Raw genomic sequence first — 19,401 nt, 5'->3', positions numbered from 1 at the left:
TGGTGAACTCGTGCAGGACACCGTCGACGCGGATGCTGGTGACAGCAGCGCCGGGGATCGACGACAGGAGAGTACGGCGCAGGGAGTTGCCGAGGGTGTAGCCGAAGCCCGGCTCCAGCGGCTCGATCACGAACCGGGAGCGGAACTCGTCGACGACCTCTTCGGTCAACGAAGGACGCTGAGCAATCAGCACGAGGTATTGCCTCCAGATTTTGGCGCCCGCTATCTGACGCCGTAGACACCACAAAGAGTACGGGCCTGGCGGCCTCATAGTGAAGCCGAACCGCCCGCCACCGCCCGTCTGCCGACCGACGAACAGGCCCAACTCATACCGGAGTGGAGTCGAACGATGAGCGGGGCAGCCACCAGCACGGGCGGTAGGCGCATACTAGAGGCAATGACAAAGCCTGCTGCACCGAAGCGACACCTGCCCACCAGCCCCTTCAAGGCCCCCGTCACACCGACCCCCAAGCACTTCACCGAAGGCGACCAGGTCACGCACGACGTGTACGGCCTCGGCCGGGTCATCAGCATCGAGGAGGGAATCGCAGCACTCGTGGACTTCGGATCGGAGCAAGTACGGATCCTGAGTCCGTACGCCAAGATGACCAAACTTTAGACGCCCTATACCCGAGCACGACCGTGGGCATCGACATCAGTGCTCCCCCAGGATCGTCGCGCTGCTGGGGGCAGCCCGTGCTCCATCACTCGGGTCGGCTCCAGACGACGGCCAACGCATCGGCGAGCGGGGCGGGGTCGGCCGGTCCGCCGGCAGGTGCGGCCACCGCACGTCCTGCCGCAAGGGCGACTCCCTCCTGTGCGCCGGTCTGAAGGTCCCCGGCTGGGCGTACGACGGCGGCTTCGCGGACAAAGTGGTACCGGTCGTCGACGCCCTGGCCCGCATCCCCGACACGCTCTTCGAGCACATCGCCGCCATGGCCCGGCTCCACCGCGAAAACCGCCACGACCGCGCCACGAACGACGTCACCGAACTCCTCAGACACCGCCCGCTCGGGCTGGGTCCCCCTGCTCGAAGAGCTCGGCGTAGACCGACGGGGCGGTCAGCTGATGAACGGGGCGTCCACGACGTGGACCCAACCGCCGTCCGGCCGGCGTCGGAGAATCTCGGTGCTGGTGGAGATCACCGGCTCCCGTCCTACCCCGGCGAGGGTGGCGTTGTCGGACACCATGGCTACGGGCGGTGACGACGCGGGAGGCTTGGCCTCGGCCTGGGTGATGATGGCGGCGCTGAGCGCGTAGGCCAGGTCCTGACGCGGGAGCAGGACGTGCACCTCGTCGGCGAGCCCGGGCGGAAGGCACTCACGCCGGACTCCGAAGACGTCGGTGCCGATGCCCGCCTCGATCAACGCCACCCGCCCTCCAGGTGGAACAGATCGCCATCCGGTGCGGTCTCGGCGGCGGCGTCGACGTGCGCGCACGGCTCCGTGACACTGTCGGCGTCGCGCCCACGGCACATCGCCGTGCCTTCCAGCGCCGGGCTGTCTGACGACGCAGGTCCTGGCCCCGCCGGACGGGCGGGGCCAGGACCTGCTGGTCTTACGGCGACAGATGCCGCAGACCATGCGCTACGCGAGCTGACACACACCGGGCTGCGAGCTGCGAGTCAAGATCGATTGTCAGTGGTGCGTGAGACGGTAGGAGCATCGAGTCGGAGCGAGAACGAGGGGGAGCTGTCTTGTCCGGAAGCCAGAACTACATCAATCACGTTGCCCTTGTACTGGATGCCAGTTCGTCCATGTCGCATCTGAGTGGCAAGGTCGTCGAGGTCGCCGACCAGCAGATTGCCTATCTTGCCCGTCGGTCGAGGGAACTGGACCAGGAGACTCGCGTCACCGTGTACGTCTTCGCGGACAAGGTGGACTGCGTCATCTACGACAAGGACGTGCTGCGAATGCCGTCGCTGAAGCAGCTGTACCGGGTCGGTGGAATGACTGCGCTGCTGGCGGCCGCACTGAAGTCACAACGCGAGCTCGCACAGACGGCTCAACTGTACGGCGACCACAGCTTCTTGACGTTCGTCCTCACCGACGGACAGGAGAACGCAAGTCATCGCTGCTCGGATGCCCCTGCCAGGGATCCGCGTGAACTGGTGGATGCCGTTGCCAAGATGATGGAGACGCAGGCGGACAACTGGACGCTGGCCGTCCTCGTGCCGGACCAGATGGGCAAGCGCGAGGCCATGCAGTGTGGATTCCCGCAGGACAACATCGCCATCTGGGACGCCACGAGCACACAGGGTCTGGAAGAGGCCGGGCAGGTCATCCAGCAGGCCACCGAGAAGTTCATGGTGGGTCGCACCCGGGGCATCCGGGGATCGCGGGCGGTGTTCTCCACGGGCGCCGAGGCGGTCAACAAGGACACCATCAAGGCGTCCGGCCTCACCCCGATGAATCCGTCGCAGTACCAGCTGATCCCGGTGACTCGCGACGCGGCGATCCGGGACTGGGTCATCGCCAGTGGGCACACCTACCGCACCGGCGGTGCGTTCTACCAACTGAGCAAGTCGGAAAAGATCCAGGCGCGGAAGCAGATCGCGGTGCTGGAGAAGAAGACGGACCGGGTGTACGCAGGGCCCGAGGCCCGAGCCCTGCTCGGCCTGCCGGACGAGGAAGTTCGCGTCAAGCCTGACCACAACGACGACTTCACCATATTCGTGCAGAGCACCAGCGTGAACCGGAAGCTCGTCCCGAACACACGGCTCCTGGTCATGGCCTGACGCCCCGAGGCCCACGGCACGGCTACAACTCCGCGCCTGCGCGCCAGAGACGACGACCTTCGCGGCATCGGCCGGTGGGTCTGTGACAACCCACACTGGGGTGGGAACGTGGCGTGGATGGTCCGGCGAACCACGAGCGTACGCGCGAGGTGTCCCGGGGAAGATGTGGACAGGAACGGCGACCAGCGGTCCCCCGTCCGCAGCCACAATGCGGGATCCAGGACGGGGGCGCATCCGCCGTGCCGGCCGCCAGGTCCGCACCCCGGGCAGGGCCCGACCCGACTGCTCCACGGACCGCGCCGTACCGAGCGCTTCCCCACCTCCGTTCCGCGCCGCGCGGCCGGGGCGGACGGAGAGGGCTCCGGCATGACGACGGACAGCCGACCGCCCCTCCTGGGAACGGGCGGCCGACCACCGGCCCCGCCGGAGAGCGTGAGCGCCCGGCCCCACGACTTACCAGCGCCGGTGGCGATGGCGGACGGGTACGCGGTCCGGCGGGGAGGGGACACGGTCCGCCGTGCACCGAGGTGTCCGCGCTTGATCCATGGCCACGCTCCGGCGCGGCTCGGGCAGCGGGACGTCGGCGTCAGCCGGCCACCGCACCCCTGCCGGATACATCCGATGGAAGGCATTACATCCTCTTTGTTCCGCGCTCGGTGTGACGTCCTCCATTGCGGTCGGTGTGTCGAAGCTGTGAGCCTTCGCGCGGGAGCGCACACAAAGAAGTCGAACAATTCTCCGAGTAACCGTTATCGGCGCCGCACCCAGCGGTCTCCCAGATATCGGACAGCACCGTTCGGCGTCGAGAACAGGGAAGTTTTGATGAGTACACAACGCACGGAGGAGACGGCGGCACTGGTGAACGCCGCCCGAGCGGGAGATCCGGCGGCCCAGGACGCCCTGGTCAGCGCCTATCTCCCGCTGGTCTACAACATCGTCGGCCGGGCTCTGAACGGCTCCATCGATGTCGACGACGTGGTCCAGGAGACCATGCTCCGCGCCCTCGACGCACTCGGTGATCTGCGCACCCCCGAGAGCTTCCGCTCCTGGCTCGTGGCCATCGCCATGAACCGCGTCCGGGCCTACCGGCACAACCGGCAGTTCGCCCCCGCTGACGTCGAGGAAACCGGCGAACTCGCGGACCCGGGCGCCGACTTCGTGGACCTGACCATCATGCGACTCCAGCTGTCCGGGCAACGGCAGGAGACCGCACGTGCGACCCGCTGGCTGGAGCCGGACGACCAGGAAGTGCTGTCGCTGTGGTGGCTGGAGTGCACCGGTGAACTGACCCGCGCCGAGGTCGCCACGGCCCTGGAGCTGTCACCCCAGCACACCGCTGTCCGCGTGCAGCGGATGAAGGCACGCCTCGAAGCGGCCCGCGTGGTGGTACGGGCACTCGACACACGCCCGCCGTGCGAGGAGCAGCGCGCCCTGCTGGCCACCTGGGACGGCCTGCCCTCGGCGCTTTGGCGCAAACGAATAGCGCGCCACGCCCGGGACTGCGCACGCTGCGGCGGTCTGTGGCAGGGCCTGCTGCCCGCCGAGGGCCTGCTGGCCGGACTGGCCCTGGTCGCGGTGTCGTCGGCGCTGCTCGCCGCCACCCGTTCGTCTGTCAGCACGGCCCTGGCCGCGGCAACCACCCCGTTCCCGGCACAGCCGGGCGCAGCCCAGGCCCGCGGCGGCGCGGGGTACGGCGTCCCCTCCGCTGCCGGGCCGTACACAGGCGGCTACACTGCCGCCAGTCCGAGCTCCGGCCCGAGCGACGCAGCACCGGCCGCCGCATCCGGCGAAGGCCCGGGTGGGGCCGGGCACCGTGCGAAGCCCGGCCGCCAGGCGTCCCGCAGCAAGGCCCGGCAGCGCCGACGCATACGACGGCGGGCCGCCGGCACAGCCGTCGCGGTGGCCGGCCTGGCGGGCGCCTGCATCTGGTACGCCGGCTCGAACCCCGCACCGCACACGACTGCCGCCGCCCGCTCCGCCGACGACCCGTCCGTCGACGCCGCGAAGCCCAGCGCAGCACCGGCCTCGTCCTCAGCCACGGCCTCGCCGTCTGCCTCCCCGACCCACACGAAGAAGAAGAGCCCCGTCAAGCAGAGCCCCCGGCCCGCCCGGACGACGGACACACCTGCTCCCCGGCCGTCCGTCACCACCAGCGCTCCCGTCCCGCCGCAGGCACCGCCGGCGGCCTCCGGTGAGGTCGCCCAGGTCATCGCGCTGGTGAACCAGCAGCGAGCGGCCGCCGGATGCTCGCCGGTCAGCGAGAACGCGGACCTGGACCAGGCCGCCCAGGGACACTCCGACGACATGGCCGCCCGCAACTACTTCGACCACGTCAGCCCCGACGGCACCGACCCCGGACAGCGCATCACCGCGGCGGGCTACCACTGGTCGGCATACGGCGAGAACATCGCCAAGGGTCAGTCGACCCCACAGGCCGTGATGGACGCGTGGATGAACAGCCCCGGCCATCGCGCCAACATCCTCAACTGTGCCTTCAAGGAACTGGGCGTGGGCGTCCGCAGAACCGCCGACGGCCCGCTGTGGACCCAGGACTTCGGCACCAAACTCTGACAGGCCTGTGGCCGTGGGTCGGCGCGCCGGACGGTCCGGTCGCCCGACCCACAAGGCCAGGACGCGGTCCTGCCAACCCTGCGCACGGGATCCGGGAACCGCATGGACGTAACCTCGTGACTGCCGAGTGCCGGGCGTGTCCGTAGCCCGCCGGCCACCGAACGTTCCGCACCACGACCGGGTTCGCGGCCCAGGTGCCGCCAGCGGCTGCAGGTGCCCTCGGTCCGCGGTGCCGACCTCGCGCACGGCTGCGTGCGTGAGGCCGGCCGTTCCTGGGTCAGTTCCACGTCCCGTCGACCTCGACCCCGTTGCGGTCCCAGACCACCACCTGGTTCTGGTATCCGGGGCCGTCGTAGTACCAGGCACTGGCGTCCGAACCGTTGGTGGCGATCTCGCGCGGGAAATCGCCGATGAAGGCCTTCGTCCCGTCGTGATCACGCAAGATCCCGGCCCAGCAGCCCGCCGAGCCACCGTCGGTGTAGAAGCGCATGTAGTCGTGGGCGGGTGAGCCCTGCAGCTCCACCTGCTCGTAGACGTGGCAGGTGACGTCCTGGTTGATCACATAGCCCGCCGCGCTGGCCGGAAGCGCCAGGGCCGCGGTGACGGCGCCTGCGCCCACCAGCATGACACCCAACCGTCGAGCGGTCCGCGTCTTCAGCATTCCTCTTCCCTCCCGTATGGATGCGACGTCCCCGTATGGATGCGACGTCGCCCTGAGCCGGGACAGAGGTCTCGTCTCGCATCCCCTGCGCCGTCGCATCGGTCGGCCTTTCGACGCCCTCAAGCTACGGCGCGGGCACCGGACGGCGCTTTGGCACCGAGTGCCTGGTTTCTTGTCGATGAGACACAGTCACCGGGTTGTGGCGGTAGTCCTTGGGCGAGGCGCCGTAAGCGGAGCGGAAGGCCTTGGTGAAGGTCGGGTGGTCCTTGAAACCCCAACGGGTCGCGATCAGGTGGATGGGCACGGTGTGCAGTGCCGGATCCGCGAGGTCACGGCGGGCGTACTCGAGACGTTGTCGGCGGATCCAGGCAGCGACGGTGGTCTCGCGGGTCCGGAACAGGCGGTGCAGGTGGCCGATCGAGATGTGGTGGGCGGCGGCGACGGTTTCCGGCGACAGTTCCGGATCGCCCAGATGCTGTCGGACGAATCTCTCGATGCTCAGCAGCAGCGTTCTTCGACGTGAGTCGTCCGGCACCGTGCCGTCCGCTTCGAGATGGTGGGCGACCATCGAGGTCAGCAGGTCCTGGGCGAGCACGCCCAGCCGGGGCAGGTCGTGGGGCCGGTAGGCAGTGGAGCCCGAGGTGACGTCGGTGAGGAGCCGGGTCAGCAGCCCCTCGAACCCCGCTCCCGTCGGTAGCGGTATCGCCAGCAGCCTCTCCAGTCCGTCGGCGGGTCACCCCAGCAGCGCCCGGGGTATGTGGGCACGCACCAGCCTCGTCGCCCCGCCGTCCCCGGAGAACCGGATACGAAACGGCTGCGAACTGTCGTACAGGACCAGCTCATTGCCGCCCAGCGCCCTGTCGCGACCGGCCTGGCTGACCACCAGCCGGCCGTTCAACGGCACGATGACCGAGCACAGTTCGGGGTCGGCCTGCCGGATCAGCTCCGGCGTTCGCAGCACCTCGCACGGCGAGACCGCCAGCCCCACCACGTTCACCGCCCCGAGGTCCAGCATGCGCACCGTCGCCCGGAACCGCTCGGGGGTGTCGCTGAGCACCCGCATGGGGTGCGCGTCGTTGGCCCAGAGTTCGTCCAGGGCGGCAAGCCGGTCCTGCGCCGGCAGATCCCCGCTGCGGAACACCGCCTCACTCAGCATGCGAATCCCCCACCATCGGTCATGGCCCCGGCAGTTACCACCGAACTGCAAGTCAACCGCACGCCCATGGACGGGTGATAAACAGGGGCGGGTCTCGGCCACACCTCTACTCGCCTCGTGTGCGGGGCGATGTCACCGCCGCCCGAGTGCCCGGTGGAGGTCGGGGAGCAGGGCCACCCCGGCTCCGTGGTGGATGACCTCACGGTTCACGTGCAGGATCACGTCGGCGAATGGGTATCTGCCGTCCAGGGTGCGCGGGGGACCTTCGCTGCGTGTGCTCAGCAGGGTGTCGTCGGTGGAGTCCAGACCGGTGCACCAGTCGGCATACGCCCTGTCGATCCAGGCCAGCCCCTCGGCCGCGGTCAGCCCGGGCCACGGGATCTGATCGAGGGTCATCGCCCGGTCGCCGAAGTGGAAGTCGGCGCGCTGGGCGGGGTCTGGCCGATGTGGGCCAGGCGCCAGGCGATGGTGGTGAACGGCGGTGGTTCACGTGCCGGGAACGCCCAGTGCGGTGGGGTCGTGCCGTCACGCGCGGCGCGCAGGGACCAGTAGCCGTCGGCCGGCTCCCAGAGAGCTCGGCGTCCCCCAGCCCGGACAGGCGGCGAGAGACCGGATGCGGCGGCCACTCGGCCGCCGCATCCTTGTCGGGGCCGGGCGCGGTGTTCGTGGTCCAGCCCTGTGCTACGGCTGCGCTGTGTCGCCGTTCACGCATGCGGAGAAATGGGTGCCGCTGCCCACTCCGGTGATCGAAGTGAGTGCGCAGAGGAGCGTACGGCTCATGTCCCCGGTCGGCGCGGTGGCGACGCTGCCGTTGCCGCCGCTGCCGCTGTCGGCGTGAGCTGGAGCGGCCACGGCGATGGTGGCCAGGGCGAGGGCGGTGGTCGTGATGATCTTTCGCATGCCCCGGCAACGATCTCGACAGCCAAGGGGACACGGAGCGGTGCCGATCAGCCTGAGGAGGGAGACCCATCCGGCGGAGGTTCCCATGTCCGACGAACCCGGAGGGCGGGCCGGGTCGCTGCGGATCCCCGTTCATGCCACAGCGCCGCGTCAGCCGCCCGGGCGCTCCCTGGCTTCCGTCACTCTTGGACGCCAGAGGCAGTCACCCGATTGCCCGAGTGGCCTTCCATGACAACGTCGCCGGCGGCGGCTTCGCTGACCACACAGGCACGCACGACGACAATCTCCGCAATCTCCGTGAGGAGGGGTCATGCCACTCCGTTCGCTCATCAAGCCGACCGCTGGGTCGGTGGCCGCGCTGCTGCTGGCGGCGGGCGCCGGACAGCTGGCAGGCTGCGGCACCCGGACGGGCAGGGATGCCGGCGACGGCACGGACGTGGTCGCGGCGCAGGCCTTCGCGCGCAAGCACCTTCAGTATCCGGTACCGACCACGGACGCGGACTGGAAGCCGGTCGCCGAAGCCCTGGGCCGCACCGGAAGGCTGGCTAGGGGCGTCGTCTACGGCGTTCCGCTGCTCCGCACGGATCTCGACGTCACCACCGAGGGCGTCACGGTGAAGCCGGGCATGTTGCTCGGCGGCTACGCGGCCTTCGCCAAGTACCACGACGGCACCATGCTCATGGGTGATCTGGTCGCCACCGAGGACGAACTGCCCAGGGTCACCGACGCCCTGCAAGCCGCGGGCATCGACCAGACCGCCCTGCACAAGCACCTGCTCCAGCAGTCCCCGCCGATCTGGTGGACCCACCTCCACGCCATGGGCGATCCGGTGAAACTCGCCAGGGGTCTGAAGTCCGCGCTCAACGCCACGGCCATCCCGCCCGCTTCACCGCCTGCGGCCACTCAGCCGCCCGTCGCCCTGGACACCGCGGGCATCTCCAGGGCCCTCGGCCGCGAGGGCACGGCCGAGGGTGGCATCTACAGGTTCACCATCGCCCGTGACCAGACCGTCGACGACGGCACCCACGTACTGCCGGCCGCCCTCGGCCTGACCACCGGCATCAACTTCCAGCCCCTCGGCGGTGGCAAGGCCGCCGTCGCCGGTGACTTCGTCATGACCGCACCGGAGGTGCAGCAGGTCATCCAGGCGCTGCGCAGGGGCGACATCGACATCGTCGAGCTGCACAACCACTCCCTGGACGACCGGCCCCGGCTGTTCTACCTGCATTTCTGGTCAGTCGGTGACGCAGTCACTCTGGCCGAGGCGCTGCGCCCGGCACTGGACGCGACCGCACCGGTTCCCGCGTCATGACCGGCTGGTCCGGGCCGACTTCGGTCGGGCCCGCAGAACACCGCCTGTGGTTCCGTCCTGTCGAACCGCCGTTACGACACAAGCCGAGTGTTCGTACAGTCGCGGCATGAACCGAACCGCCATGTGGCCGTTGACGTGCGTCGCCGAAGTGTCTGAGCAACGTCCTGACCGGATCCCGGACGGACCAGACGCCGTGCCGACGTCAGCGGCCCCGACGCGTGGCTCGCGCTACCGGCCCACCGTGACCGGCAGTCATGGGACAACTCCCGGCGCACGGGTGCCGCTTCGAGCGTGATGCGGTCACCTTGGAGGGAGCCGCGCAGGAGTGGGCGGGACGCCGGGTGGGCCGGGGCCGGGCCACTTGCCGGGCGCAGGCCGGGTCTCTCTCGCCTCCGCCCGGTGTGACGCCCCGACGCGAGGAAGCCGTTCACCCACCTGGGAGGGCCGACAAGGCGGGGCGGTCCGGCAGGGCCCTACGCCTCGGGCAGTGGCTGGACGGTCAGGTGGTAGTCCTGGAGGATCCTGCCGTCGTCGTCGAGGACGAGGAAGACCCGGGCGGCCCAGGCCACTTGGCCCAGCCGGGGACCCGTGGCGTACGTCAGCTGGATGGTGAGCATGACGATGTCGTGGTGAACGGTGACGTGGTCGTCGTGCGTGACGCGGTAGGCACCGGACGCGACGAACAGCCCGTACGCCTCCGCGACCCGGTCGATCAGCGCGTCGTGGCCGCGGAACCGGGTGCCCTCGACGAACTCGACGCCGTCCGGGGCCCACAGCTCGGCGACGGCGCGCCGGCGTGCGGCGGCGTCCGGCTCGCTCCAGACGGCGACGTAGCGACCGACGACCTGGTCGACATCGATGGCGGTGGTGATCTGCGACATGGGGGTCCGCTCCCTTGCTCGGATTGATCGGCGGCCCGGTTCCGGCCGTGGCCATCAGGCTTCCGGCGTCCGTCGTGGGAGAGTCAAGGCAGGGGCTTGGCCGGACTCTCCCCCTGCGGGAGGCCGCACAATCGACGGGTGACGAGCCACCTGTCGATCGGCGACTTCTCCCGAGCCACCCACATGACCGTCAAGACCCTGCGGCACTACCACGAGATCGGGCTGCTGGAACCAGCCGACGTCGATCCGCGGAGCGGGTACCGGCGCTACTCGGCCGAGCAGATCTCCACGGCCCAGATCGTGCGCCGCTTCCGCGACCTCGGGATGCCTCTGGAGGAGATCAGGACGGTCCTGGCCGCCTCCGACGTCCCCACCCGCAATCGGCACCTCAGTGCGCATCTGCACCGGCTGGAGGAGGAACTGGGCCGCACCCAGCGTGCCGTGGCGGCTCTGCGCGACCTCCTGTCGCCGCCCGCCTCCGCCGACTCCCCCGGTATCGAGTTGCGCAGCGTCGGCGCCGTCCAGGCCGCGGCGATCACGGCGACGATCGAGGTCGAGGACATCTCAGCCTGGTTCCAGGGCGCCCTCGGCGAACTGTTCGCTACCGTGGCGAGCCAGGGGCTGCGGGAGACCGGGCACGCGGGCGGCGTGTACGCGGACGAACTGTTCACCCTGCACCGGGGAGAGGCGACCGTCTTCGTGCCCTGCGACGGCCCCCTCCGGCCGGTCGGGCGGGTGCAGCCACTGGTCGTGCCGCCGGCCGAACTCGCCGTGATCGAGCACTGCGGGCCGCCCTCGGAAGTCGACCGCGCCTACGGCACCCTGGCCGCCTACGTCGCACGGCACGCACTCGCCGTCCAGGGCCCGATGCGCGAGTACTACCTGCGCGGCCAGCGCCACACCCCCGACAGCGCCCAGTGGCGGACCGAGGTCTGCTGGCCCGTCTTCCGCACCGGTGTCACCGACCCCGCATAGCACCGCGGACGCCCAGGAGGGCAGGCATACGTGCCCAGAGGTCACCGAAGGCGCGGCGAGAGCGGCGGTGGTCTTCCATAACTGGCGGGTGCGCACGGGAGTTGAGCGACGTCGTCAGCCGAACCACCGGGTGAGCGCCGTTTCGAGGGGGGCGCGGTCGGCGGTGGACCAGGCGATGTAACCGTCGGGCCGGATCAGCAGGGCTTCGACGCCGTCGACGTCCTCATCGGTCTTCGCCATGACGTGCTGGACCCGGTCGGAGCGGGCCTCCACGGCCCTGCGCCTGCCGTCGAGCGAGAGCAGCAGGCCCCGGCCGGAGTGCATCAGCCGGCTCACCCGGGTCGGGCCGGCCTCCGTGGTCAGTTCCAGGTCGATCATTCGAGAGCCGAGACCGGGGTACTGGATGTCGAGGCCGGACGTCATGCCCGAGATGTACCCGTTGGTGTCGGGCAGGCGCAACGGCTCCGTCGCGAGGGCGCGGACGGCCGCGAGTTCCTCGTCCTGGGCGGGGTTCGTGAGTACGGCCTGGGCTCGGGTGTGCTCCAGCACCCGCGCCGCGACCGGGTGCCGTTCGTCGTGATAGCTGCCCAGCGGGCCGGCGGGTGCCCAGCCGCGCACCTCGGCGGCCGGTTTCCAGCCGAGGTTGACCGCGTCCTGGACGCCCGGATTCACGCCCTGGCCGCCGATCGGCGCGTGGATGTGTGCCGCGTCCCCGGCGAAGAACACCCGCCCTTCGCGGTACCGCTCGACCTGCCGGACGGCGTCGCTGAACCGGGATGCCGCTCGCAGCTCACCCGGTTCCGTCTCCGGCCCGTAGACGGCGAGCAGTGCCTCGCGCACCTCGTCGGCGGCGACGGGGGTCTTGCGGTCCGGGCCGTCGCCAGTGAGCTCGCCGAAGAGCATCCGGTACCGGTCGTCGCCGTCGAGGGGGTGCAGGATGGCGAAGTAGCCGTCGCCGGACCGGGGGTACTGGCTGAAGTGCCCACGGCCGGCGGGGACCGCGTCGGAGCGGGACGCGAGGGTGAGGTCCGCGGCCACGGCGGACATCCGGCCGGCCCTTCGCTGTGCGCGGCTGCAGCCCGCCCAGGACTGGGGATTGCGCGCACGCTCCCTTTCCAGGACGACGACCGGCACGCCGGCCAGTGTCAGCTCGTGGGCCGGCATCAGCCCGGTCGGACCGGCGCTCACCACGATGATCTCGGTTCGCACGACACCTCCTGAGGTGCACTCAGTGCATGAATCAGCGGATGGGCCTGCGGGAGAGCAAGAAGGAACGCACGCGGGAGACGATCTCGGCGACGGCGATCCGTCTGTTCCTGGCCAGGGGCTTCGACCAGGTCTCGATCACCGAGATCGCCGCGGCGGCGGAGGTCTCCCGGCGGACCCTCTTCGCGTACTTCCCGACGAAGGAAGACCTCGTCCTGCACCGGTTCGCCGACCACGAGAGCGAAGCGGCCCGCATCGTGCGCGCCCGTGCCGTCGGCCGACGACCGCTCGACGCGCTGCGCGAAGCGCTGCTGGACGCGCTGGCGCGACGCGATCCGAACACCGGCCTGAACGACACGCCGGAGGTCGTCGCCTTCCTGACGATGGTCTTCGACACGGAGAGCCTGGCGGCGCGGCTGACGCGGTACCTGTCCCGCGGGATCGAGGCGCTGACCGAGGCGCTGCGGAAGGCCGGCTTCGATCCCCTCGTCGCGCACCTCGTGGCCGCCCAGGTGATCGTGGTGCAGCGGCAACTGGCCGACATGAACCACGCGTGTCTGGCAGACGGTGAGTCCGCCGACGACCGCTACCCGGAGGCCGTCCGAGCGGCCCGCCTGGCGTTCGACCTCCTCGACCCCGGCCTGGAGGCCCGTCGCACAGGTACGGAACGGCCCTGACGGAGGGTGGGCCAGGCCTCGAACACGCCGCGCCTCGGCGCGAGCCGGCCCCTGCCCGGTTCCCGGGCGCCGGGTCTCGCGGCCGGAGTCACCCTCGACGGTGCAGACGCAGGGCCAGGGCAGGGCACTGGCCCACGGCGCGGCGGGCGCCGTGTTCCTGCCAGGGGGCGACCGGGACGGAGTTGGAGGCGGGGTAGCCGTGCGGGCCGAGACGCATCAGGTCCGGGGCCAGCACGGCGCACAGACCATGGCCGGTGCAGCGGGACCAGTCCACCTCCAGCCGGGCGCCCTTCGCGGGCGGGAGCGGCAGTACGCCGCGCACGGGACGGCCGCAGCCGGCGCCGGACAGGTGGGCGTCGAGGTCCTCGGAGAAGACCTCCAACGCGGTGAGCAGGAAGCGGGCCGTGCCGTCCGGATGTGAGCAGGCGCCACCGCCCTGGGCCGCACCGAGGGCACGCCGGGCGTCCTCCAGCACCGCGGGTTCGGCGGCACCGGCGGCCAGCACGCCCATGGCTTCGGCGGCTTCGGGCAGACCGCGTCTGCAGGGTCCGCACTGGCCGGCGGACTCGGTCGCCAGCCAGGCCGCGATCCGGGCGGTCTCGCCGAGCGGGCAGGTGTCGTCGGGGAGCGCGACGATCGCGCCCGCGCCGAGGGTTCCGCCGAGGTCGGCGAGTCCGGCGCGGGAGAGCGGCGCGTCGACGGCGTCCCACGGGCGCAGCCAGGCGCCGTGGTAGCCGCCCACCAGCACGCCGGCGCCCGGTTGGAGGCCGCAGGCGTCCAGTACCGGGCCCAGCGGGGTGCCGGTCGGGACCTCGACCACCAGCGGTTCGGCGACTGGCCGGTTGACGGTGAGGAGGACCGTGCCGGGTTCGGAGGCGGTGCCGAGGGCGGCGTAGGCGTCGGGTCCGAGCCGGGCCGCGACGGCGAGTTGGGCCCAGCTCTCGGCGTTGGCGAGCAGCGTCGGCCGGCGACGCACCCCGCCCGGTCCGCCGTCGGCCGCGCGGGCCTTCAGCGGCGCCGGAACCACCGGCAGGCCGTTGATGCCCCGGATCAGGGCGCCCGATTCGCCGGAGATGAAGCGCTCGGGCAGGCATACGGTCCGGGCCGGGCACGGAAGTTGACGCTCGGCGAGGGCGGCCGGGACCGCTATCTCGCCGGGGCTGCCCGCGGCGACGCCGATCACGATCTCCTCGGCGCCGAACGCGGCCGCGGCCAGGCAGGCGCCGTCCAGTACCAGGTGCGGAGTGCGGCCGAGCAGCGTCTTGTCCTTGGCGCTGGCCGGTTCGCCCTCGGCACCGTTCACCACGACGACCAGCGGCGTGCCGGTGCGGTCGGCGGTGGCGAGCACGGCCTGGGCCTTGCGGGCGAACGGGAAGCCGGCCCCGCCGCGTCCGCACAGGTCGAGGGCTTCGGCCAGGCCGAGCAGGGCGTCCCGGTCCGGGTCGGGAAGTGGCGAGTGGACACGGGTGTGGGCGGCGAGGTCCAGGTGCGGGTGGCGGTCCAGGCCGGCGGTCAGCCGGGCCGAGTCCAGCCAGCGCACCTCGGGCAGCTTGAGTGGGGCGTGTCTCACTCGCCGCTCCCCGGCCGGGTCAGGCGCAGCGACCAGGATCCCGGTCTCGCGGCGTGCTTGGGCTGTCCGGGCGGGCCGTCACTCGCTACGGAGCGGCGAGCCGCAGCCGTCGGCGCCGCGGGCCAGGCGATCGGGCGGCCGACGGTGACGGGCCGGGCAGAACGCGTGGACAGGGCGGCCAGTGCGGCCGGGCCGGCAGCGGCGGGCCGGTATGCCTTGGCGCCGCGCCGACGCCGGCTCCGGGTTCGGTGGCGGCCCAGGTAGGAAAGGGAACGGACCAGCAGTGCGAGAGCCACCAGTGCCGCGCACAGCCCGTAGCCCCAGAACACCCACGCGTGCGCCCTGCGCCCTGCCGTCAGCCCGTGCGCCAGCGAGATCGGCCAGCAGACGTACGCCATCGAGTGCAGCACCCGCCACAGCCAGGCGCGGCGGCCGGTGAACCGGCCGCGGAGCACGCCGGTGGCCATGATCAGGACGAGCAGATCGGTTGCGACGGTGCCCAGGCTCACGGCGAGGGCGGCGGCGCCGGTGAAGGGAGCCACCGCGGTCTGCGCAGCGGCGTGCTGTTCGGCGACCTTGACCGCGATGTGGGTGGCGAGGAAGCCGAGCGCCGCGACGGCGCACGCCCGGTGCACCGATTGCACGGCGACCCGCAGTCGGGGGGTCAGCACCAGCCGGTCGGTGGCGGCGAGCCCGCACACCAGCACGGCAGTCAACGAGAGCAGGGTGAAGACGCCGGCGAAGTGGTCCAGGAAGGCCATCACCCGGCCGACCGCTCCGGCCCACGCCGCGCCCACCCCAGGACGGGCGAGCAGGGCGACGCTGGACATGGGGCACCTTTCTTCCTCGTACGCGGGCTTGCGGCTCCACGACAGCGCACATCGTCAGCCCCTGTCCTGGCCGGTGACAACGGCTCCAGGTACGGCCCACGGCCGTATCGAGAACCGCCGTCGGCGACGAACCCTCGGGCGCCGGTGGGAGTTGCGGTCTACGACCGTGCGTAGTAGCGACCGAGCGCTGTATGACCAAGCTCACCCGTACGGGATCGATGGGGAATGAGGAACGCGCTGGTCCGCGTGGTCGTGGGGCAGTGCGGAGTCGTCCGGTGCGGCCAGCGAGCATGTGGCGCATGCGAAGCAGAGGTCACATAGGGGCCGCCGTCGGCACAGGCTGTGGTGCCTTGCTGGCGCTGTCCCTCGCGGCGTGCGGCGCCGGGGGTCACCGGAAGGTCGCCGCGCGTGTCCAGGCGGACGACGCACGCCCCCGAAAGACGGTCCTCAAGCGTGTACCCGGCATCGGGGGCCGGTGGTGGAAACAGGTGCCGGCCGACTCGCGTCAGGTCGTGGCCGTGTTCGGGACGGGCGGTGTGCTCGCCGCACCCTGGGCCAAGCTGCCGTACACCCGCTCCGCGGGCTTCCAGGCCCCCTGTCCTGCACATGGACCACGGGGGCGGCACATCGGCGTGCATCAGCCAGGAGCGACACCTGCGGTCGAGGGCCGCATAGTCGACGGAATGGAATGTTCCGCACGACCGTGATCACACATGTGCATTTTCGGTCAGGAATGAACTGACCGTTCCGCGTGAGGGGCGCCACTCGAACCGCTCCTCACGTCCAGGCAGGCGCCACCCCCACCGACTCCGCGACGCATGTCCGCTGACAGTAATTCATGCGGGAAGAACCTCGTTTATGTGAAACTTTTCCTATCTTGGTGCCAAACACGCGCAAGAATCGACCGAAACTGACCGTGATCCTTTGACTCCTGAGCGGCTGTTCGGTGAATGTCGCTCACATGTCCGTCACATCCCGAGCCGCCACCGGTGGCCCGATGCGCATACGCGACTTCCGGCTGCTGCTCGCGGGAGCGGCCACCGGACAGCTCGGCGCCCAGGTCACGCTGGTGGCCCTCCCCCTCGTGGCCGTCCTCGAACTCCACGCGTCCGCCTTCCGGGTGGGCCTGCTGACCGCAGCGGAGACCGCCGCCTTCCTGCTCGTCGGGCTGCCCGCCGGAGCCCTGACGGACCGCATGCGCAAGCGCCCCCTGATGATCCGCGCGGACCTGGTGCGCGCCGTGGCCATGGCGACCGTCCCCGCCGCCGCGCTCGCCCATGTCCTGACGATGGCCCAGCTCTACGCCGTCGCGCTCGTCACCGGCGTGGCGACCGTGTTCTTCGACGTCGCCCACCAGAGCTACCTGCCGCAGATCCTCCCCCGCGACCAGCTCGTGGCCGGCAACGGCGCTCTGGAGACGGTCCGTTCCACCGCCCAGGTGACGGGCCCCGGCGTCGGCGGCGGACTGGTACAGCTCGCCGGAGCGCACCTCGCCGTCATCGCCGACGCCGTCGGCTACCTGCTCTCCGCCCTGTTCCTCCTGCGCGTCGAGCAGCCCGAGGAAACGCCCGTGTCCGCCGCCGGCGGGTCGCTGCGCAAGGAGATCGGCGAAGGCGTCCGGTTCGTCGTCTGCCACCCGCTCCTTCGTGTCATCGCCCTCACCACCGCCCTCGCCAACCTCTGCACGGCCGTCCTCATGGCGACGCAGACCGTGCACCTCGTCCGCGTCGTCGGGCTGAAGCCGGGCGCGCTCGGACTGGTGCTCTCCGCGTCGGCCGTCGGGGGACTCCTGGGCGCCCTGTGCGCCGGGCGCCTCGCCGCCCGACTGGGCCAGGCCCGGGTCATCCTCCTGTCCGTCATCGCGACCGGCCCGTTCGCCGTACTGTGGCCGCTGTCCGGCCACGGAGTCCTCGGCGCGGTGCTCTTCGCCACCGGATCGACGGTCGTCTCCTTCGGCGCCGTCGTCTACAACGTCGCTCAGGTGAGCTTCCGCCAGGGGCTGTGCCCGCCGCAGCTGCTCGGCCGGATGAACGCCACCCTGCGCTTCCTCATGTGGGGCACCCTGCCGCTCGGCGCAGTCCTCGGCGGTGCCCTCGCCGAGTCCTTCGGGTCGCGTACGGCGCTCGCCTGGTGCGCCGCCGGCTTCCTCGCCGTACCGCTGCCGCTGCTGTTCTCACCGCTGCGCCGCATGCGGGACCTGCCCGGACCCGACGACCTCCAGGCCGGCGCGGGCCACGGCACTCCGCAGGCGGGCACCACCGCGGACGGTGCCGAACAGTCCGCTCCCGCCCCCATCCACTGACCGACCCACCCGAGCGGCCCCGCCGGAACAACTCGGCGCGTGCTTCGCCGTACCCGTACGGCAGGCCGCACACCGCCCGTACCCGCCACCGCCCCGTGCCGCGCCAGCGCGGCCACGACAGTGAGGACCACGTGCTCAGCATCACCGGCCAGTACCTGGCCCGCTTCCGGCGTCTCACCGCCGACGACCGGTGCGACGCACTGCTGCCGGTCACCGGGGCACAGCGCCGCTTCGTACTGGTGCGTTCGCTGGACCCGTCGGGACGCCCCGACGTGGTGCCGATGTTCTTCGCCTTCCCGTACGGAGCGGTCGACCCCGAGCGTCTGCGGACGGCGGCCCGCCGGATCGCCGCGCGGCACACGGTGCTGCGCTCGCGGCCTGCCGTCGTCCGCGGGACCCCCGTCCTGCGCGTCGGGGAACCGGACGTCCATGTGACCCGGCCGACTCCCGCTCCGGGGGAACGGCCCGCCGACACCCTGCGCCGTGCGCTGGCCGACTGGGATCCGCAGGGCCCGCCGCTGAGGCTCTTCCTGGTGCGCGACAGGGATCGCGAGGAGGACATCGTCGCCGTCGTCCTGGACCACGCGGTCTGCGACGGCCGCTCGCTGGCGCGGATCGTCGAGGAACTCGGCGACGCCTACGCCGAGGACGGCACCGGGCCCCGTCCGGCGCCCGAGGAGCGCGAGCGGGCGGAAGCCGAACGCATCGCCTACCGGGAGACCGTTCTTCGCCAACTCGCCGCCGAGGAACGGGCGGAGACACCCGAGGCGACCGCGTACTGGGCGGACCGGCTGCACGCCCTGCGTGCCCGGGCCGCCGCGGACCGAGCCGCGCGCGTACCCGACAGCACGTTCCCGAGCGGCGCCGCACAGGCCCGGCTGCCCGCGCCCGACCACGGCGTACCCTTCCCCGCGCTGCTCGACGCCTGTCGCTCGGCGGCCCGCGCGCTGTACGGGCCGGGCCATGTCGTCCCGCTCGGCTACCCGTGGGGCGGCCGCCCCGCCGGTGCGGACCCGGTCATCGGCTGCTTCCTGAACACCGTCGTCTTCCCCGCCGACACCGGGCACGAGCCCGCGGCAGAGGTGACGGCCGACGCCTGGTGGGACGACCTCGACCGGGCCGACGTCCCGTTCGACGTGGTCGTGGCCGCGGTGCGGGCGGCCGGCTCGGGCTGGACCGGCGCTCTGGACGGACTGCTGACCGTGGACGACGACAGCCGCCGGCCGCCGCTCAGGCTGGCCGGTGTGAAGGGACGGGAAATCCACGTGGACGGCAGACCGGTCCGCGCTCCCTTCGCTGTCTCCGTCACCCAGGGAGCGGAGATCCAGCTGCGGATGGTGTGGGACCGCGCCGCCCTCGACGACGACACCGCGCACCGGGCGTTCGACGCGCTCACCGGCGCGCTGCGCACCGCGGAACGGACCGTGCGCTGAGCGCCGGCACCCGAACGCGGCCGTATCGCCGCGCAGTGCGGTGAGGCGGACGCCCTCCGCGAGCCCCTCGCCGTGCCGACAGCGCGCCCCGGCACACCGGAGAGCGACACAACGCACCGGAACGCGGCGGATGCGCGAAACCCGAAGCACTCCCACGAACCACCCCCTCGGACACGGCACCGCGCGATCC

The 19,401-nt window shown here is 71.4% G+C and carries 19 protein-coding genes and 1 pseudogene; 8 read left to right on the top strand and 12 right to left on the bottom strand.

The window, feature by feature from the left end; genetic code table 11:
* A pseudogene (locus tag BIV23_RS46720) lies at positions 1–193 on the bottom strand (DNA-directed RNA polymerase subunit alpha); the annotation flags it as partial.
* Positions 194–397: 204 nt separating this feature from the next.
* On the opposite strand from BIV23_RS46720, the gene BIV23_RS25710 reads away from it, so the two are divergent.
* On the top strand, positions 398–619 hold the full coding sequence (locus tag BIV23_RS25710; protein ID WP_071383315.1) for a hypothetical protein: 222 nt from the start codon (positions 398–400) through the stop codon (positions 617–619).
* Between the two features lie 85 nt (positions 620–704).
* On the opposite strand, the gene BIV23_RS54020 is transcribed toward BIV23_RS25710, so the two are convergent.
* Both BIV23_RS54020 and BIV23_RS25700 read right to left on the bottom strand, forming a co-directional pair.
* Positions 705–1,004, bottom strand: coding sequence for a hypothetical protein (locus tag BIV23_RS54020; RefSeq protein ID WP_071383314.1), 300 nt, complete (start codon positions 1,002–1,004; stop codon positions 705–707).
* A 57-nt stretch (positions 1,005–1,061) separates the two neighbouring features.
* The gene (locus BIV23_RS25700; RefSeq protein ID WP_071383313.1) at positions 1,062–1,373 is read right to left on the bottom strand and encodes a hypothetical protein; all 312 of its coding nucleotides are present in this window, start codon (positions 1,371–1,373) and stop codon (positions 1,062–1,064) included.
* A 323-nt stretch (positions 1,374–1,696) separates the two neighbouring features.
* On the opposite strand from BIV23_RS25700, the gene BIV23_RS25695 reads away from it, so the two are divergent.
* Together BIV23_RS25695 and BIV23_RS25690 are read left to right on the top strand one after the other, a co-directional pair.
* The gene (locus BIV23_RS25695) at positions 1,697–2,737 is read left to right on the top strand and encodes a vWA domain-containing protein (protein WP_071383312.1); all 1,041 of its coding nucleotides are present in this window, start codon (positions 1,697–1,699) and stop codon (positions 2,735–2,737) included.
* An 822-nt stretch (positions 2,738–3,559) separates the two neighbouring features.
* The gene (locus BIV23_RS25690; RefSeq protein WP_071383311.1) at positions 3,560–5,308 is read left to right on the top strand and encodes a sigma-70 family RNA polymerase sigma factor; all 1,749 of its coding nucleotides are present in this window, start codon (positions 3,560–3,562) and stop codon (positions 5,306–5,308) included.
* Positions 5,309–5,585: 277 nt separating this feature from the next.
* Here BIV23_RS25690 and BIV23_RS25685 read toward each other — a convergent pair whose 3' ends face one another.
* The 5 genes from BIV23_RS25685 to BIV23_RS25665 all read right to left on the bottom strand — a co-directional run bounded on the left by BIV23_RS25685 (position 5,586) and on the right by BIV23_RS25665 (position 8,025).
* Positions 5,586–5,933, bottom strand: a complete 348-nt coding sequence (locus BIV23_RS25685; protein ID WP_143079111.1) for a hypothetical protein — start codon at positions 5,931–5,933, stop codon at positions 5,586–5,588.
* Between the two features lie 160 nt (positions 5,934–6,093).
* Positions 6,094–6,564, bottom strand: a complete 471-nt coding sequence (locus BIV23_RS52145) for a helix-turn-helix transcriptional regulator (RefSeq protein WP_071383309.1) — start codon at positions 6,562–6,564, stop codon at positions 6,094–6,096.
* Between the two features lie 138 nt (positions 6,565–6,702).
* On the bottom strand, positions 6,703–7,125 hold the full coding sequence (locus BIV23_RS52140; RefSeq protein ID WP_071383308.1) for an AraC-like ligand-binding domain-containing protein: 423 nt from the start codon (positions 7,123–7,125) through the stop codon (positions 6,703–6,705).
* 132 nt (positions 7,126–7,257) lie between these two features.
* On the bottom strand, positions 7,258–7,521 hold the full coding sequence (locus BIV23_RS25670; protein ID WP_071383307.1) for a DinB family protein: 264 nt from the start codon (positions 7,519–7,521) through the stop codon (positions 7,258–7,260).
* A 285-nt stretch (positions 7,522–7,806) separates the two neighbouring features.
* The gene (locus BIV23_RS25665) at positions 7,807–8,025 is read right to left on the bottom strand and encodes a hypothetical protein (protein WP_071383306.1); all 219 of its coding nucleotides are present in this window, start codon (positions 8,023–8,025) and stop codon (positions 7,807–7,809) included.
* A gap of 310 nt (positions 8,026–8,335) precedes the next feature.
* Between BIV23_RS25665 and BIV23_RS25660 the strand changes: the two genes are divergently transcribed.
* On the top strand, positions 8,336–9,337 hold the full coding sequence (locus BIV23_RS25660) for a DUF1259 domain-containing protein (protein ID WP_071383305.1): 1,002 nt from the start codon (positions 8,336–8,338) through the stop codon (positions 9,335–9,337).
* Between the two features lie 473 nt (positions 9,338–9,810).
* Here BIV23_RS25660 and BIV23_RS25655 read toward each other — a convergent pair whose 3' ends face one another.
* Positions 9,811–10,218: a nuclear transport factor 2 family protein gene (locus tag BIV23_RS25655; RefSeq protein ID WP_071383304.1), complete on the bottom strand. Its 408-nt coding sequence runs from the start codon at positions 10,216–10,218 to the stop codon at positions 9,811–9,813.
* A 138-nt stretch (positions 10,219–10,356) separates the two neighbouring features.
* Between BIV23_RS25655 and BIV23_RS25650 the strand changes: the two genes are divergently transcribed.
* Entirely contained in the window at positions 10,357–11,193 is an 837-nt protein-coding gene (locus tag BIV23_RS25650; protein WP_071383303.1) for a MerR family transcriptional regulator, read from the top strand.
* A 114-nt stretch (positions 11,194–11,307) separates the two neighbouring features.
* On the opposite strand, the gene BIV23_RS25645 is transcribed toward BIV23_RS25650, so the two are convergent.
* On the bottom strand, positions 11,308–12,402 hold the full coding sequence (locus BIV23_RS25645) for an FAD-dependent monooxygenase (protein WP_071383302.1): 1,095 nt from the start codon (positions 12,400–12,402) through the stop codon (positions 11,308–11,310).
* A 26-nt stretch (positions 12,403–12,428) separates the two neighbouring features.
* On the opposite strand from BIV23_RS25645, the gene BIV23_RS25640 reads away from it, so the two are divergent.
* On the top strand, positions 12,429–13,076 hold the full coding sequence (locus BIV23_RS25640) for a TetR family transcriptional regulator (protein WP_071383301.1): 648 nt from the start codon (positions 12,429–12,431) through the stop codon (positions 13,074–13,076).
* A gap of 88 nt (positions 13,077–13,164) precedes the next feature.
* Here BIV23_RS25640 and BIV23_RS25635 read toward each other — a convergent pair whose 3' ends face one another.
* Positions 13,165–14,646, bottom strand: coding sequence for an NADH-quinone oxidoreductase subunit NuoF family protein (locus BIV23_RS25635; protein ID WP_071383300.1), 1,482 nt, complete (start codon positions 14,644–14,646; stop codon positions 13,165–13,167).
* Entirely contained in the window at positions 14,643–15,476 is an 834-nt protein-coding gene (locus BIV23_RS25630) for a hypothetical protein (RefSeq protein WP_071383299.1), read from the bottom strand. Before BIV23_RS25630 ends, BIV23_RS25635 begins: the two co-directional genes overlap by 4 nt.
* Positions 15,477–16,437: 961 nt before the next feature.
* On the opposite strand from BIV23_RS25630, the gene BIV23_RS25625 reads away from it, so the two are divergent.
* Both BIV23_RS25625 and BIV23_RS25620 read left to right on the top strand, forming a co-directional pair.
* Positions 16,438–17,778 carry an MFS transporter gene (locus BIV23_RS25625; protein ID WP_071383298.1) on the top strand — a complete coding sequence of 447 codons (1,341 nt, stop codon included), beginning with the start codon at positions 16,438–16,440 and terminating at the stop codon, positions 17,776–17,778.
* A gap of 131 nt (positions 17,779–17,909) precedes the next feature.
* Entirely contained in the window at positions 17,910–19,211 is a 1,302-nt protein-coding gene (locus tag BIV23_RS25620; RefSeq protein ID WP_071383297.1) for a condensation domain-containing protein, read from the top strand.
* Positions 19,212–19,401: the final 190 nt, after the last annotated feature.

The organism is Streptomyces monashensis (assembly GCF_001866665.1).
In the GTDB taxonomy this organism is placed as follows: domain Bacteria; phylum Actinomycetota; class Actinomycetes; order Streptomycetales; family Streptomycetaceae; genus Streptomyces; species Streptomyces monashensis.
This window is presented reverse-complemented; position numbering and strand designations above follow the sequence as displayed.

What these genes read in the sequence shown, in the direction of transcription:
- BIV23_RS25625 (WP_071383298.1), top strand. Translation starts at nt 16,438, where the DNA reads ATGTCCGTCACATCCCGAGCCGCCACCGGTGGCCCGATGCGCATACGC.
- BIV23_RS25670 (WP_071383307.1), bottom strand. Translation starts at nt 7,521, where the DNA reads ATGACCCTCGATCAGATCCCGTGGCCCGGGCTGACCGCGGCCGAGGGG.
- BIV23_RS25690 (WP_071383311.1), top strand. Translation starts at nt 3,560, where the DNA reads ATGAGTACACAACGCACGGAGGAGACGGCGGCACTGGTGAACGCCGCC.
- BIV23_RS25665 (WP_071383306.1), bottom strand. Translation starts at nt 8,025, where the DNA reads ATGCGAAAGATCATCACGACCACCGCCCTCGCCCTGGCCACCATCGCC.
- BIV23_RS25710 (WP_071383315.1), top strand. Translation starts at nt 398, where the DNA reads ATGACAAAGCCTGCTGCACCGAAGCGACACCTGCCCACCAGCCCCTTC.
- BIV23_RS25630 (WP_071383299.1), bottom strand. Translation starts at nt 15,476, where the DNA reads ATGTCCAGCGTCGCCCTGCTCGCCCGTCCTGGGGTGGGCGCGGCGTGG.
- BIV23_RS25655 (WP_071383304.1), bottom strand. Translation starts at nt 10,218, where the DNA reads ATGTCGCAGATCACCACCGCCATCGATGTCGACCAGGTCGTCGGTCGC.
- BIV23_RS52140 (WP_071383308.1), bottom strand. Translation starts at nt 7,125, where the DNA reads ATGCTGAGTGAGGCGGTGTTCCGCAGCGGGGATCTGCCGGCGCAGGAC.
- BIV23_RS25685 (WP_143079111.1), bottom strand. Translation starts at nt 5,933, where the DNA reads ATGCTGGTGGGCGCAGGCGCCGTCACCGCGGCCCTGGCGCTTCCGGCC.
- BIV23_RS25640 (WP_071383301.1), top strand. Translation starts at nt 12,429, where the DNA reads ATGAATCAGCGGATGGGCCTGCGGGAGAGCAAGAAGGAACGCACGCGG.
- BIV23_RS25660 (WP_071383305.1), top strand. Translation starts at nt 8,336, where the DNA reads ATGCCACTCCGTTCGCTCATCAAGCCGACCGCTGGGTCGGTGGCCGCG.